Origin of the sequence: Halomonas sp. HNIBRBA4712, from assembly GCF_043558675.1 — a bacterium.
Taxonomy (GTDB): Bacteria; Pseudomonadota; Gammaproteobacteria; order Pseudomonadales; family Halomonadaceae; genus Vreelandella.
Genome location: NZ_JBIFXR010000005.1, coordinates 191,406 through 206,742 on the forward strand (window position 1 = coordinate 191,406; position 15,337 = coordinate 206,742).

Genomic DNA, 15,337 nt, shown 5'->3' on the forward strand with positions numbered 1-15,337 from the left:
ATCGATTTCAGGATTTGTCATGCTGCCCATCCGCCCGTTCACCCTCGCCCCTATTGCCACCGCTCTGCTGCTGGCTTCAGCTCACGGCGTTGCCCAGACCTCGGCCGACGAGCTTGCCAACGTGACGGTGACCGCTCAGCGCGCCGCCACCAAGGTCGTCACGCCCTTTCTGGAAACCCCGCAGAGCGTGTCCCGCATCACCGAGGAAGACATGAAGCGCCGCGGTGTCGATACCGTCCAGCGCGCCGCCGACTATACCCCGGGGGTGTACACCAACCAGGTGGGCGCCTCCAACCGCTTCGACTATCTGGTGCTGCGCGGCTTCTCCGATGGCAGCCTGAGCAATACCTTTCTCGATGGTTTGAAGCTGATGGGCGACGCCAATTCACACAGCACCATGCGCATCGACCCCTGGTTTCTCGAAAGCATCGAAGTCGTGCGCGGCCCGGCCTCGGTGCTTTACGGGCGCGCCTCCCCGGGCGGGGTGGTGGCGCTCGAAAGCAAGCGACCTGAATTCGAGCAAAGCGGCGAGCTGCGCTTTCGCGTGGGCACCAACAATCAGCGCAGCGCCGCCTTCGATCTCACCGGGCCGCTGGGGGAGCAGCAGCGCCTGGCGTTTCGCCTGACCGGCATCGCAAGCGCCGCCGATACCCAGTTCGACCACGTCGAAGAGCAGCGCTACGCCATCGCCCCGCGCCTGACCTGGGACATGACCGACGCCACCAGCCTGACGCTCGAGGCCTACCTGCAGGACGAACCCGAAGGCGGCTACCACTCCGGCGTGCCCTTCGAGGGCTCGGTCGTGCCGCGCAACGGGCGCAAGATTCCCAATACCTTCTTCGATGGCGAACCGAACTACGACGCCTACGAGCGTACCCAGCGCATGTTCGGCTACGAACTCGAGCACCGCTTCAGCGATGACGTCAGCGCCCGCCAGCTGCTGCGCTACCTGAATTCCGACGTGGTGCTCAATCAGCCCTACGGCTTCGGCTGGACCTCGCCCACGTCCAACGAACTGAACCGCTACTACTCCGGCGCGGACGAATCCCTCGAGGCCTGGACGGTCGATAACCAGCTCGAAGCCCGCCTGAATACCGGAGCGGTCGAGCACACGCTGCTGTTCGGGGTGGACTACCAGAACCGCGAAAACAACGTCTCCTGGCCCTCCGGCGCCTTTCCGCCGCTGAACGCCTTCGAGCCGGTCTACGGCGTCGCCCCCGATGAGATCACCTTCTACGCGCCCACCCGCGAGCGCCACGAGATCGAACAGACCGGGGTTTATCTGCAGGATCAGATCGCGGTGGATAACTGGCGCTTCACCCTGGGCGGGCGCTACGACTGGGTGAACATCGACAACGTGAACCGCGACTCACAAGATACCAGCTCGCTCAGCGACACCCAGGCGAGCGGGCGCGCCGGGGTGGTCTATCTGTTCGACAACGGCGTGGCGCCCTACGTGAGCTACTCCACCGCCTTCACACCCACCAGCTTCGTCGACGAACGCGGCGACCTGCTCGCCCCCATGGAGGGCGAGCAGTGGGAGGCTGGCGTCAAGGTGCAGCCGGAAGGCAGCCAGAGCCAGTTCAGCGCCGCCGTGTTCCATATCAGCCAGGAGAACGTGGCGACCAAGGAGCAGCCCACCGACCCCTACCGCGCCGTGGGCGAGATCGAATCCCAGGGGCTCGAGCTCGAAGCGCAGACTCGGTTGACCGACACCCTGACACTCCAAGCGGGCTACAGCTTCACCGATATCACCTACGCCAAAAGCGATGATGGCAATCAGGGTAACAACGCCATCTACGCGCCGCGCCATCAGATCCAGGCCTGGGGCCATTACACGCCGACCGATGGCTGGCTAAGCGGCGTCGACATGGGGCTGGGCGTTCGCCACTACGCCGATATCGCCGCCGATCGTGCCAACACCGAAAAGGTTCCCGACTACACCCTGGTGGACGCGAGCCTGGGCTACGACTTCACTCGACTCGGCGCGCCCGGCGTCGAGGGCCGGCTCAACGTCAACAACGTGCTGGACAAGGAGTACGTCGCCACCTGTAACTCGCTCGACTATTGCTACTTCGGCGCCGAGCGCAGCGTGACCGCAAGCGTTCACTACCGCTTCTAACCAAGCGCCACGCCGGGCGCCCGGGCCATCGCGCTCGGGCGTTCGCCGTTTCGGGTTTGCAAACAATAAATATTATCGTTTAAATACCGGCTGACTTCTCGAGTGACGCCCTGCATGCGCCTTTCCCCTCTTCTTGCCCGCGGCCTGCTGCTGGCCGCCTGCCTTCTGCCGACCGGTGCCCAAGCGCAGTGGGCGACGCTGGACTGGACCATCGCCGAGACGCTGCTGGCCATCGACGCGCCGATCGAAGGCGTGGCGCAAATCCCCGCCTACCATGACTGGGTCGGCGAGCCGCGCATTCCGGATTCGGTGGTTGATCTGGGCCTGCGCCAACAGCCCAACTTCGAGCTGATGGCCCAGGCCCCGCCGGAAGGCTTTCTGATTTCGCCGATGTTCGAAGGGCTCACGTCGAAGCTTTCGCGCCTGGCGCCGGTGACTTCGTTTGCGCTCTACACCCAGGGCGAAGAGACCTGGCCGGAGATACTGCGCTTCACCCGCGAGCTGGGCGAAAAGACTCACCGAGAGGCCCAGGCGGCAGCGCTGATCGATGAAACCGAAGCGCTGATGGCACGCCTGGCCGAGCAGGCCCCCGCCACCGCGCCGCTGCTGATGGTCCAGTTCATGGACGCGCGCCACGTGCGGGTGTTCGGCGCCAACAGCCTCTACAACGCCGTGCTGGAAAGATTGGGCATCGACAACGCCTGGCAGGAGGATACCAACGCCTGGGGCTTTGCGCTCACCGGCATCGAAGCGCTGGCGCGCTTTCCCGACGCGACGCTCTTGATCGTCGACCCGATCCCCGCCGGAGTGGAAGATCAGCTGGCCCGTAGCGGGCTCTGGCAGCGCCTGCCCGCCATCGAAGAGAACCGCGTAATTCGCCTGGCGCCCGTGTGGAGCTTCGGCGCACTCCCCTCCGCCCAACGCTTTGCCCGCGAGTTGATGCAGGCACTCAACGACGCACCGTCGTCCATTGATTCCTGAACCCCGTTGACCGGACGCATTGCCCAACCTGAGCCCACTGTGCCAGGTTTAATTCGTCAAAAGAAGAATTAGACCAACAACGGGGGAACGGTGATGACGCTTGCCATCGTGAATACGCGCGCCGGGGTGGGGCTGGACGCCCCCGCCGTGCAGGTCGAGGTGCACCTGGCCAACGGTTTGCCGGGGCTCACGCTGGTCGGTCTTCCCGAAGCCGCGGTGAAGGAGAGCCGCGAGCGGGTGCGCAGTGCGCTGGTCAACGCCGGTTTTGATTTTCCCAATACCCGCCGCATCACGCTGAACCTGGCGCCCGCCGATCTTCCCAAGGAGGGCGGGCGCTTCGATCTGCCCATTGCGCTCGGCTTACTCGCCGCCTCCGGCCAGCTGCCGGTAGAAGCGCTCGCCAACGTCGAGTGCGCCGGTGAGCTGGCCCTTGATGGCAAGCTGCGCCCGGTGCCGGGTATTCTCCCTTTTGCGCTGGCAACGAAAGTGACCGGCCGTCAGCTCATCGTCCCCACGGCCTGCGCCGATGAGGCGGCGCTTGCCGGCAATGGCCTGACGGTGCTGCCTGCGACCACGCTCTGGGAGGTGGTCGCTCACCTGCTCGACCAAACGCGTATCGATCCCCACGAGCTGCCCGCCCCGCCGAAGGCGCAGAACCCGGCGCCGGATCTGGCCGATGTGCGCGGTCAGCACCAAGCGCGCCGGGCGCTGGAAGTCGCCGCCGCCGGCGGCCACAACCTCTTGTTGGCAGGCCCCCCTGGCACCGGCAAGACGATGCTCGCCAGCCGCCTGCCGGGCATTCTGCCGCCGCTTTCGGAAGACGACGCGCTGCAGGTCGCCGCGGTGCGCTCGGTGTGCGGGCTGGCGCTCGAGGCGGATTGGGGCCAGCGCCCGTTTCGCCAACCCCACCACAGCGCCAGCGCCGCCGCGCTGGTGGGCGGCGGCTCGAAACCCAAGCCTGGCGAAATTTCCTTGGCCCATATGGGCGTACTGTTTCTCGACGAGCTGCCGGAGTTCTCCAGAAGCGTTTTGGAAGTCTTACGCCAGCCTTTGGAAACCGGCGAAATCCACCTGTCCCGCGCCAGCCACGAGCGCCGCTACCCGGCGCGCTTTCAGCTCGTCGCCGCGATGAACCCCTGCCCCTGCGGGCACCTGGGCGACCCGCGAAGCCGCTGCCAGTGCACGGCGAGCCAGATCCAACGCTACCAGGCGCGGCTTTCCGGGCCGCTTTTGGATCGTATCGATCTTCAGGTGGAAGTCCCGGCGCTGCCGCCGGAGCAGCTTACTGCCCAGACCGAAGGCGAGTCGTCAGAGGCGGTGCGCGCGCGCGTGATGGCCGCAAGGGCGCGCCAGATGGAAAGAGGCGCGCTCAACAGCCAGCTAAGCGGCAAAGCGCTGGAAGCCGCCTGCGATTTAAGCGACGAAGAGCGCACCTGGCTTGCCGGCGTGCTGGAAAAACTCAAGCTCTCGGCGCGGGCCTATCATCGCGTGCTGCGCGTGGCGCTCACACTTTGTGACCTGGAAGGCGCCCCCAAACCCACCCAGGCGCACCTGATCGAGGCGATCGGCTACCGGCAACTGGACCGACTGCTCAAGGGTGGGTAGGCGCCCTGGAGGGTGGCAAACAAGGGGTAGTGTGGCAGCCGGTATATCTGATCGGTTAACAGCGAGGTTTAATGGACGTAGCACCCCGCTCACCAACGACCAGCAAGAGATCGATCAGGCCACTTTCAGTAAAGCGTCGCCCATCAGCATCAGGAGTCTTCTCTCAAGATCCGATATGGCCTTGTTGGCTCGATACACGAAACCATATTCGTGCGGCTCGAACTCTAAAATCGATACCAAGTGAAGGCCGCTCTCGTTATAGGTCTTGACGATGAGTTCGCTGGCCAACGAGATACCCAACCCATAGCGAACAAGCTCACAAGCAACGCCCACGGAGTGAACTTCGTAACCAATACGAGGCCGGACACCCAACGCCTGAAACATTTTTTCCACGCTCTCTCTCAGCGCCGTGCGTCGTCCGGTAAATATAATCGGAAGATTTTTCAACCCAGATAACGTCAGCGCTTCACTCTTTCCTAAAGCATGGTTTTCCGGCAGTACACAAACGAAGCCCGACTCGACTACTTTTTCGAACTCCATCTTTACCGGGCCTGTTCGCCGGATGAAGCCAAAGTCTGCGCCACCGCTCTCCACCAGCCTCGCGATGTATTGATAATCGCCTGAAAGAATCTCGACAACGGTATTGGGGTAAAGCTGCGAAAACTCTTTCAAGATGCGTGGCATGAAATGTATCGCCAGGGTGTAGGGCACCGCCACTCGGATCAATTGATGGTTGTATCGCCCCCGTTTCAAATCATCAACCTTGGCCGCCAAGTCGCTTACCTGCTCCAGAACATTTGCCGTGTTCGACAGCAGATGGGTCGCTTCAGGCTTTGAAAACAGTCGACCCTTACTGCGTACGAACAGCGTCAGGCCAATCTCTTCCTCGAGCTGGCTCAACAAACGACTGACTGCGGATTGTGTCATGTTCAAGTGTTCGGCGGCGGCCTTGGTCGAACCCAGCAGCATGATCGCCCTGAAGGCTTCCAACTGTTTAATCTTCACTATTACCTCGCTTTTGTTGTTTTCCTTCAAAAAGCGCATACCCCTATCACGATTCTTCATAGCGTTGCGCGGCATCAACGAGCTCTCTTACTTTAGAACCTGGTCACACCCATAGCGCCAACAAAAACGACTGAGGTTCTAGATCATGCCTATCAATGAGAGCCAGGTTTCTCCTTCATTCGCACACAAGACCGAAAAAGAGACATCAAGTAAGGAGAGATTTCATCCGGCGGTGATTCTCATGGCGATCGTGCTGATCGCGGTCGCTATGACCTATATCTTCGACTCCGGTGTTTTTGAAAGAGAGGGCAAGTCCATTGTCCCGGGCACTTACCAGGTGCTCGAAAAAAGCCGTTCGGCCTGGCAGTTGTTCGGCGTTTCGGACGCATCGGCACAAGCCAGTCCCGTGGGCCTGATGGACGCGCTGCTCAGCATTCCCCTCGCCATCGATGAAAGAGCGGGGATGATTTTCATGGTGCTCTTCATCGGCGGCATGTTTGGCGTGCTCAATCGCTCGGGCGCCATCGAATCGGGGCTAGAGCGGATGCTGACCGTGACCCGCGGCAATATCTACCTGCTCATCCCTCCCATGATGATCGTCTTTTCCATGGGCAGTACCTTTCTTGGCATGGCAAAAGAGTACTTGCTCGTCATTCCCATGGTGGTTGCCATGGTGGAGCGCTTAGGCATGAGCCGCTTGATGGGGCTGGCAATCGTCGCGATTCCCGTCAAGGTGGGCTATCTCGCCTCGATCACTAATCCTTATGCCTTGCCCATCGCTCAACCCCTGGTCGGGGTTCCGGTCTTCAGCGGAATGGGCATGCGAGTATTCGTCTTCGTGCTCTTCATGTCCGTCGGTGTCCTGTTCATGCTCAATGCCATTCGCAAGCAGGGCCACAGCTTCGATCTTCAGTCGTTATCGACGTCTCTGGTGTTATCGACCCGGCATAAGCTGATCCTTGGCGTACTGGCGCTGGGGGTCGCCTTTCTCGTCTATGCCTCGCAAACCTGGCACTGGAAATATGAGCATCTCTCCGCTTACTACCTGGCCCTGGGAATTGTGTTTGCGATACTGGCGGGGCTTAGCCCGAGCGAAACGGCGGTCGCCTTTGTCGATGGCATGAAAAAGGTGCTGATTGCGGGCGTATTGATTGCGCTGGCCACCTCCGTGGCGATGATTCTTGAACAGGGCAAGGTCCTGGATACCATCGTCTATCTGCTGGCAGGCCTGGTCGGCGACAACAATGCGAGTTTCGCGGCCTACGGCATGTTCGTCTCTCAACTCATCATTGACGTCTTGATCCCCTCTACGTCCGGCCAGGCAGCGGTGACCATGCCGATTCTCGGTCCGCTGGGTCAGTTGTCCGGCGTTGATCCCCATACCACTGTGCTGGCTTTTCTACTCGGCAATGGCCTGACCAACATCATCACGCCCACCTCCAGTGGCCTGCTGATCTTTTTGGCCGCCGCTCAGGTCGGCTGGGGGCAGTGGGCCAAGTTCATCTTGCCGCTGTGGCTGCTGCTCTGCGCCCTCTCGCTCGCAGTTCTCTATATCAGCCTGCAGGTTTATAGCTGATCGCCTTTACGCTACCAGGACACGCCCATGTTCAAGATCGAGAATGCCATGGTCACCATGCGCGACGGCATCCGACTCGCCACCGATATTTATTTGCCGGAAAAGATCGGTCACTGGCCCGTCGTGCTCGAACGCACCCCCTACGACAAGTCAAACCACTCACGCTCGGAAGTGGACCGGCATGGACGAAAGCTTGGCCGCGAAGCCATGGCACAGGCGTTTGTCGATCGCGGGTTCGCGATCATCTTTCAAGACTGCCGAGGCCGTTATCAATCAGAAGGCACCTTCATCAAGTATATCCACGAGGCGGAGGACGGCGTCGACACCCTTGAGTGGATTCGCGAGCAACCCTGGTGCAATGGCCGGATCGGCACCATGGGGCTCTCCTACGCGGCGCATACGCAACTGGCGCTTGCTTGCCTGGCACCGGCGGGGCTGGCCTGCATGGTGCTGGACTCGGGAGGATTCTCCAACGCCTTCGAAAGCGGGATCCGCCAAGGGGGCGCCTTCGAGCTCAAGCAGGCGACCTGGGCCTTCAAACAAGCGGCCAAGAGCCCCGAGGCGCACTCCGCCACCCGTATTTCAGCAGCGCTGGCCCAGGAGGATATCTGCGCCTGGTTTAGAAGAATGCCCTGGATACCGGGCCACTCTCCCCTGCGCCATGTGCCAGCTTACGAAAGCTACCTTTTCGAACAGTGGCAACATGGTCGATTCGATGAGTACTGGAAAAAGCTCGGCATATACGCCAAAGGGTATTACGACACCATTCCCGATATCCCGATGATGTTTGTCTCCAGCTGGTACGATGCCTATGTCCGCTCGACACTCGAGAATTATACCGAGCTGAAAAGACGTCATCGCAGCGACAAGCAGCTGATCATGGGGCCGTGGCTTCACGGCGACCGCAATACGCCTTACAGCGGCGATGTCGATTTTGGCGAGCAAGCCTATTTCGATGGCAACATTGCCCCGAGCTGGCTGGAGCACCGCCTTCAGTGGTTTGAAAGATACCTGGCGAACAAGCCACACAAGCCCTCGATGGAAGGCGTCTGCGTGTTCATGATGGGCGGTGGTAGCGGGTTGAGAGGCCCTCGGGGCAGAATGTCCCACGGCGGCCATTGGATGTCGAGCCCGCAATGGCCACTGCCCGACGTGCGCCAGCTGTCCTTATATTTGACGGGATGCGGCCAACTGACGGAACAGCCTGACCCCAGCTCGGCGAGCAAACGCCTGTTCGTTGCCGACCCAGACCATCCGGTACCTACCATTGGCGGGTCTCTCACCTCAGGTGGCCCGGTGTTTCGCGGTGGCGCCTTCGACCAGAGGGAAACCGCGGAGTTCTTCGGGAGTCGGGGCGATGGCATTCCGCTCTCGGCACGCCAGGATGTCCTGACCTTCCAGACGGACATTCTAGAGGAGGACATCCATGTCTCGGGACCGGTCGCCGCCACCCTTTACATAGAAACGAGCGCCCCGGATACGGATTTCACTGCCAAGCTGATCGATGTGTACCCGCCCAACGATGACTACCCCCATGGCTATGCCATGAATATCACGGATGGCATCTTTCGCTGCCGTTACCACCGCTCTTACGCGGAGCCGACCAAGCTGACGCCCCGCCATGTGTACACGATCACGGTCGAGCCCTTTGCCACCTGCAATCTTTTCAAGCGAGGGCACCGTATCCGCTTGGACGTCTCCGGTAGCAACTTCCCCAAGTTCGACGTTAATCCCAACAGCGGTGAAGAGGAGGGATCATCACGGCTCAAGGAGCGCGCCATCAATACCGTTCATACGTCGCGGGAGTGGCCGTCGCACATGACGCTCGGGGTCATCAAAGAGCCTCGACGAACCTGATAAACGTGCTCAGCCTCACTCCTGATGGCGCCCGCTCATCACCCAAGCCGTCCAGGAACCGTCGAACAGCGAAAGATGCTCGAAGCCAGCGAGCTCCGCGGCCACCCACAGGATGCAGGCGGTGATGCCGGAGCCGCAGCTGAAAGTCAGGTGATCCTCGGACGACAGTCCTCTTTCATGCAGCAGCTGGCCAATCGCCTCGGGGCTTTTGAAGTGGCCGTTCTCCAGCACGTCACCGAACGGCAGGTTGCAGGCGCCGGGCACATGGCCGCTGGCAAGTTCCGGGCGGGGTTCCGGCGCCTGACCGGAAAAGCGCCCGGCGCTTCGGGCATCCACCAGCGTGAAGCGCGGCGAAGCGATATTGGCCTGAACGTCGTCCACGCTGACCACGCTCGGGTTGGCTTTGAGTACCGGCGGCGTCGAGAGCGGTGTAGGCTCGCTGAAGCCCTGCTGCACCGGAAGCGACTGCGCAACCCACCCGGGCAGACCGCCATCGAGCAGCCGCACATGGGTGAAGCCCGCCTGGGTCAGCAGCCAATACGCGCGCGGGGCGGAGAAAACGCCGCGGTTGTCGAATACGACGATCTCGTCATCGAGCGAAAGGCCGAGCTGCCCGCACGCTTGCTGCAAGGCCTCGAGCGCCGGCAGCGTGTGGGGAAACGGCGCATCCGGGTCGGAGAAGACCCGCTCGATATCGAACTCGAGCGCACCGGGTAGGGTGCGGCCATCCTCCGGCACGAAGGGGGCGATAGGGCTATTGGGCAGCGAGGCATCCAGTAGCGTGGGTGGATCGGGCTGCTCCAGGCGCTGGCCAAGTTCGAGAGCGCTGATGAGAATATCGGACATGATGAAACTCCTGTGGTTTTGAAGTCATTGCATCTTGATCGAGCGTCGCTCATACCCAAGGTTTGATCAGCGCATCAAGCGCCCGCGCGGCGGCATCGTCCGCCGCGTAGACCAGCGAAAGTGGGCTCGAAGCGCCTTCATCATCCAACGGTATTGCCAAGGCACCCACAACGCTCAGGGCGACACTTTTGGGCACGATCGCGACCCCAAGCCCGGCCACGGCGAAGCCGGTTATCGCCGCGAGATCCGGCACATCCAGCGCGCCGGCAAGCGACACTCCGTCTCGCTCGGCCAGCCCTTCGATCTGGCGGCGTAAAAAGGTGCGATCCGCCGCGGGTTGAAGCAGCAGGCGCTCGCCGGCCAGCTCCGAAAGCCGTAGAGCATCTCTGCTGGCCAGCGGATGAGAGCCTTCGAGCAGCGCATAAAGCGGCTCGTCTCCCAGCTGGGTGATGTTGAGCCCATCGGCCGATATCTCGGCGAATTCGGCGCGCACCACCGCCGCTTCGAGCTGACCATCGCGCAGCGCATTCAGGTGACCCTGCGCGTTGCCGGCGCACAGCGTAAGGGTGATCTGCGGGCGCTGCGCGACCAGTGCCGCCAGCGCCCGGGTCAACGCCTGCAAGTAGAGCGCACTGGCGGAGTAGCCCAACCGCAGCCGCCCGATCTCGCCGGCCTCGGCCTGGCGCGCCCGCCGCGCGCTCTGCTCGACGGCGCTCAACAGGCTCGTCGCTTCGGCCAGAAATACCTCGCCGGCGCGAGTAAGCCGAACGCCGTGGGTGTTACGCGAAAAAAGCGTCGCACCGAGCTCGGCTTCGAGCTGACGAATGGCTTGGCTTAGCGGCGGCTGCGTGATGTGTAGCCGCTTCGCGGCGCGGCGAAAGTTGCGCTCTTCGGCGACGGCCACGAAGTAGCGCAGCTGCCTGATGTCGTACATTTTTCGACTCACGGTGATAGGAAAGCGGACATTCCGCGCGGCGAGCGTTCACCATACCCTGAACGCCACATTCAGCCCAGGATCTCACCGTGCGCCTTTTGATTTTGACCGCCTCGACCAGCGCCTTTTTCAACCTTTACCAGCTACAGGCGCTCTACCCGTGGCTCGCCGCGCGGTTTGAAGCCACGCTCACCCAAGCGGGCTTGCTCAATATGGCCACCCTTTTTGGCATGATGTTGACCGCGCCGCTGGCCAGCCGGCTTACCCGCCGCTTGGCCCCCGCCCGCGCCATGCTGGCGGGGCTGGCCGTGTTGATCATGCTGAACGCGCTGCTGGCCGCCAGCGCCAGCCTGAGCATGGTTTGGCTGGTACGCCTGGCTCAGGGCGTAGTGCTGCCCTGCGTGCTGACCTCTTGCGTGGCGCTACTGGCCGGGGCCGAAAGCGAGCGCCAGCGGGCGGTTTGGGTGGGTTACTTCGTGGCCGGTACGGTGCTGGGCAGCACGCTGAGCCGCTTTTACCCCGCCTGGGCGGTGGAGCTTCTGGGCTGGGCCGGCGGCTTTGTCAGCGCGGCGGGGCTTCTGGCGCTGGCCTGGTGGGTGATTGTTTGGCAGTCAAAGCGGCGCTCACTTCCGATCGCGCGCCCTACCGCGGCTCAGCCCTTCACTGCGCTGTTGAAAGCCGCCTTTACCGAGCGCGGGCTTACGGTCGCGTTCTGTATTGGCTTCACGCTGCTGTTCACCCAGAGCGCGGTGTTCACCGTGCTGGGGCTACGGCTTGCCGAGGCGCCGTTTCACCAAAGCGCTGCGCAGATCGGGCTGGTCTATCTGATGAGCCTGCCCGCGATCGCCGCGGTGATCGCAAGCCCCAAACTTTACCGCAACCGCCGCGAGGCGCCGTTCTTTCTCCCCTTCATCGGGCTGCTGTGGGCCTCACTTGCGCTGGCCAAGCCAAGCTACGCGTCGATCCTTGCAAGCGTGGCCGGGTTTTCGCTTGCCACCTACCTGCTGCAAACCCTGACCACCCGGCTGGTGAGCAAGGCCGAACGGGTACCCGCCGCGTTTGCCAGCGGCTTGTACTTGAGCTTTTACTACGCCGGCGGCGCGCTGGGTGCGGTGCTGGCGGCGGCCTGTTTCAGCCGCTGGGGCTGGGCAGGGACGCTTTGGCTGATAGCAAGCGCTCACTTGGCCGCGGCACTGCTGGTGCTGAGGCTATGCCGCCGCACCAGGGCTTGAAGCGATGCAAGAGTTAGCCGGCCAGTAGCCGCAGCCCCATCCAGAGTCCCATACCGATCATCACCAGGTTTTCGGTCAACGAGACGAAGCCCAGCGGCACGTTCTTGCCGCCACCCACGCAGGCGCATTTGAGCTCGCGCTTGTCGATGTAAACCGCTTTGAACACCGATACCGCCCCGACGCCGCCGGCGAGCAGCGCCAGCGGTGCGGCGAGCCAAATCAAGGCGCCTGCCAGCATTAAAAGCCCCGCCAAAGTTTCGATATAAGGGTAGGCGTAGGCGTAGGGCACATAGCGCTGGGCGAGCAGGTCGTAGTTGATGAACATGGTGCTGAAGCTTTGTACGTCCTGCAGTTTTTGCAGACCCAGCAGCACCATGGCGGTGGCAATGGCGTACTCCGGCAGTCGCGGCGCCATGAGCGTGCCGGTGGCCGCCCAGCTCACCGCCAGGCCGATCAGAAAGGCGACGGCGAAGATCATGAGCACCGGGCGGTAGGTGGTGGCGTTGGGGTCGCGCACGCGAAGGCCAAGGTGCTTGCGTACCTCCTCGTAACCGCCGATGCGCTCATCGCCAATATAGGTCTGGGGCGTGGTCTTGACGTTTTCCCGGGCCTTGAAGGCGTCGATCTCCTCACGGGTCGTTAGCCAATGATCCTCCACCTCGAACCCCTTGCGCTTTAGAAGATCCACCGTTTTCACGCCGAAGGGGCAGCGGTGTTTGGTCATGTTCATGCGATAGACGCGAGCGGTACCGCGTGTAGTCGTTGCCATCATGCACCTCGCTGAAACTATTAAGCGTGCTAGCTATTAGTGTAGACGTTAGGGCGCCCCAACGCTTTTCAAGCCGCTAGCAGGCGCGCTTTCGCGTCAAAGCGTACCCCAGCAGTCCCAGCAGCGGCCCCGGTACCAGAAGCCAAGCCGCATCCAGGCCCACCCGCTCGAACAGCGCGGTGACAAGGCCGATGGAAACCACGGTAATGGCAAAGCCAATGGCGTTCATGATGGCAAGCGACGCGCCGACGATCGTCGGCGGGCAGGCCTTCGCTGCCAGCGCCGAAAACTGCGGCGAGTCCGCCACTACCGCCGCGCCCCAGACGAGCAGCAACGCCCCCAACCCCAGCGGAGGCAGCGAGCGCCAGAACAACGCAAACGTTACGGCGCAAACGCAAGAGAGCGCCAGCATGGAGAGCGCCACGGCGGCGCTGCCAACGCGATGCGACAGCGCCCCGCCGATCAGACACCCCAGCGCCCCGGCGCCGATCACGCCAAAGGCCATGCCCGACACCCCCACGCCTGGCGTCTCGCCGGCCAGCACCGAGCCTGCGATCAATAGCGGCACCACCGTCCAGAAGGCGTAGAGCTCCCACATATGGCCGAAGTACCCCCAGGCGGCGGCGCGAAAGCGCGCTACCCGAAAGGCATCAAACACCCGCAGGTGCTCGCCGCCGCTCGCCGGGCGGGTGGGCAAGTGCGGGCCGTCGCCCAGGCGAAAAATCAGCGCCGCGCCCACCAGCGCCAAAAGCGAGGACGCGCTGATCACGGCCTGCCAGGGGAGTTGTGCGCCCAGCTCCTTGAGCCCGTGGGGCAAGGCGGTGCCGAGGGTGAGCATCGCTACCAGTTGGGCCAGCGCCTGGCCGGTGCGCTCGGGTGCGAAGCTCACCACCAGTTTCATGCCCACCGGGTAGATACCGGCCAGGCTCAGCCCGACCAGAAAACGCCAGACGAGGCCGTCCGCCAGCCCCTGGGCGGTCCAGGCGAACAGCGCATTGCAAAGCGCCCCAATGATCGCGAAGATCACGAACAGGTGGCTTGCGCGAAAGCGGTCGGCCAGCCCGGTCAGGGCCAGCGTCAAGGTCCCAAGGATGAAGCCGCCCTGCACCGCCCCGGTCAGCCAGCCGATCTCGGCGGCGCTGACGTCCCAGGCGCGCGCAAGCTCGTCAAAGGCGCTGTTGGCGCTGAACCAGAGCGACGTGCCCAAAAGCTGCGCCAGCGCAATGACCGTCACCGGCCGGCGCGCCAGCACGTTTGATGAGTGTGAAAAGGATCGTAGAGCCACCCGCCCCTCCCTGCGCGTCGATGGATGAAACCCCGGACGAAACGGCCCCAGGGACCGCTAATGCATCAGCGTTTTTGGCGCCATTGAGGCGTCGTCGGCGCTTTCCTCGAGCCCGGCTTCGACGCCGTCGAGAAACGCTTCGAGCTCGGCGAACAGCGCCCGGCGAATGGCGGCGGACTCGTTCACCAGGTGATGGCGCGCCTCGGGGTGTCGCACCACCGCCGCCTCGGGAAAGCGGTCGATCAGAATGGCCAGGTTGCGCTCCCAATCCACCGTGGTGTCCTGCTCGCCCTGCAGAATCAGCGTGGGCAGCGCGAGCGGCTCGAAGGCCAGCAGTTTGGGAATCCAGCGGCGCATGGCGGTGATCCAGGTCACGCTGAGGCGCTCGGGCTGCAGCGGGTCGTGCTCGCGCAAAAAAAGGGTGAACGCCTCGTCGGTCGAGTTGGGCCGGTACTTGCGCGGCAGCTCCTTGACGAAGGGGCTGGCGATCAGATGCACCCAACTGGCTTGGCTCCAGCGCCAGGGGCGCACCAGCGGTGCCAGTAGCGCGATCCCCGCCCAGCGCGCCGCCTCGCGCTGCTCGAGCGCATCGGTGGCTAGAATCGCCGCTCCGGTGCTCTGACCGACCCCGACCCAAGGCGCCGGGGCCAGATCCGCCGCCTCGAGCGTTCCTTTGACGTGGCTGAAACAGTGCTGATAGTCATCGAAGTCGCTGATTTCTGCTCTCGGCCCGCTCGAGAGGCCGTGGCCGGGCAAGTCCCACAGCACTACGAGCCAGCCGCACTCCAGCAGATGTTTCAACAGGTGGCGGTAAAGCCCCAGGTGGTCGAAGTAGCCGTGCACCACGAACACCGTGCCTCTAGGGGCGATCGGGCTCCACACCTGGCACCATAGATTGAAGCGGCCGGTATCGATGAACCCGGCGTACACCGAAGGGGTGCTTTCGAAAAGCGCCTGAAGCTCGTAATGGTCAAAGTAAGGCTCGACCGCACGCGTCAGCGGCGACTCGAACGCCAAATAGTGGAGCGCCTGAGCGTTCGGGGCCTGACGAAACACGCAGGCCAGGTGGTCGAACTCGTGCATTGCAACCCTCCCTGAAGGCTTTCCCTGAATGGCGCTTTCTGA

12 protein-coding genes are annotated in these 15,337 nt (G+C 62.9%); 6 read left to right on the top strand and 6 right to left on the bottom strand.

Annotation, left to right across the window (positions count from 1 at the left end):
- Positions 1–19 precede the first annotated feature (19 nt).
- The 3 genes from ACGK9R_RS11755 to ACGK9R_RS11765 all read left to right on the top strand — a co-directional run bounded on the left by ACGK9R_RS11755 (position 20) and on the right by ACGK9R_RS11765 (position 4,708).
- A complete protein-coding gene (locus ACGK9R_RS11755) occupies positions 20–2,122 on the top strand; it encodes a TonB-dependent siderophore receptor (protein WP_394581456.1) in 2,103 nt (700 codons plus the stop codon).
- Between the two features lie 114 nt (positions 2,123–2,236).
- Positions 2,237–3,103: an ABC transporter substrate-binding protein gene (locus tag ACGK9R_RS11760; RefSeq protein WP_394581457.1), complete on the top strand. Its 867-nt coding sequence runs from the start codon at positions 2,237–2,239 to the stop codon at positions 3,101–3,103.
- A gap of 93 nt (positions 3,104–3,196) precedes the next feature.
- Positions 3,197–4,708: a YifB family Mg chelatase-like AAA ATPase gene (locus tag ACGK9R_RS11765; RefSeq protein ID WP_394581460.1), complete on the top strand. Its 1,512-nt coding sequence runs from the start codon at positions 3,197–3,199 to the stop codon at positions 4,706–4,708.
- A gap of 114 nt (positions 4,709–4,822) precedes the next feature.
- Here the strand turns inward: ACGK9R_RS11765 and ACGK9R_RS11770 are convergent, their stop codons facing one another.
- Positions 4,823–5,788 (bottom strand): LysR family transcriptional regulator, encoded by a 966-nt coding sequence (locus ACGK9R_RS11770; protein WP_394581463.1) that lies wholly within the window; start codon positions 5,786–5,788, stop codon positions 4,823–4,825.
- Between the two features lie 70 nt (positions 5,789–5,858).
- Between ACGK9R_RS11770 and ACGK9R_RS11775 the strand changes: the two genes are divergently transcribed.
- Positions 5,859–7,289, top strand: a complete 1,431-nt coding sequence (locus ACGK9R_RS11775; protein WP_394581465.1) for a YfcC family protein — start codon at positions 5,859–5,861, stop codon at positions 7,287–7,289.
- A 27-nt stretch (positions 7,290–7,316) separates the two neighbouring features.
- Positions 7,317–9,146 carry a CocE/NonD family hydrolase gene (locus ACGK9R_RS11780; protein ID WP_394581467.1) on the top strand — a complete coding sequence of 610 codons (1,830 nt, stop codon included), beginning with the start codon at positions 7,317–7,319 and terminating at the stop codon, positions 9,144–9,146.
- 15 nt (positions 9,147–9,161) lie between these two features.
- Here the strand turns inward: ACGK9R_RS11780 and ACGK9R_RS11785 are convergent, their stop codons facing one another.
- The gene (locus tag ACGK9R_RS11785; protein WP_394581469.1) at positions 9,162–9,992 is read right to left on the bottom strand and encodes a sulfurtransferase; all 831 of its coding nucleotides are present in this window, start codon (positions 9,990–9,992) and stop codon (positions 9,162–9,164) included.
- 49 nt (positions 9,993–10,041) lie between these two features.
- Positions 10,042–10,926, bottom strand: a complete 885-nt coding sequence (locus ACGK9R_RS11790; protein ID WP_394581471.1) for a LysR family transcriptional regulator — start codon at positions 10,924–10,926, stop codon at positions 10,042–10,044.
- 89 nt (positions 10,927–11,015) lie between these two features.
- Between ACGK9R_RS11790 and ACGK9R_RS11795 the strand changes: the two genes are divergently transcribed.
- Complete coding sequence (locus ACGK9R_RS11795) at positions 11,016–12,158, top strand: MFS transporter (RefSeq protein WP_394581473.1); 1,143 nt, start codon at positions 11,016–11,018, stop codon at positions 12,156–12,158.
- Positions 12,159–12,171: 13 nt separating this feature from the next.
- Here the strand turns inward: ACGK9R_RS11795 and ACGK9R_RS11800 are convergent, their stop codons facing one another.
- From ACGK9R_RS11800 to ACGK9R_RS11810, 3 genes are all read right to left on the bottom strand, one after another.
- On the bottom strand, positions 12,172–12,927 hold the full coding sequence (locus tag ACGK9R_RS11800) for a glutaredoxin family protein (RefSeq protein WP_394581476.1): 756 nt from the start codon (positions 12,925–12,927) through the stop codon (positions 12,172–12,174).
- Between the two features lie 76 nt (positions 12,928–13,003).
- The gene (locus ACGK9R_RS11805) at positions 13,004–14,212 is read right to left on the bottom strand and encodes an MFS transporter (protein WP_394581478.1); all 1,209 of its coding nucleotides are present in this window, start codon (positions 14,210–14,212) and stop codon (positions 13,004–13,006) included.
- 57 nt (positions 14,213–14,269) lie between these two features.
- Positions 14,270–15,295 (bottom strand): alpha/beta hydrolase, encoded by a 1,026-nt coding sequence (locus ACGK9R_RS11810; protein ID WP_394581480.1) that lies wholly within the window; start codon positions 15,293–15,295, stop codon positions 14,270–14,272.
- Positions 15,296–15,337: the final 42 nt, after the last annotated feature.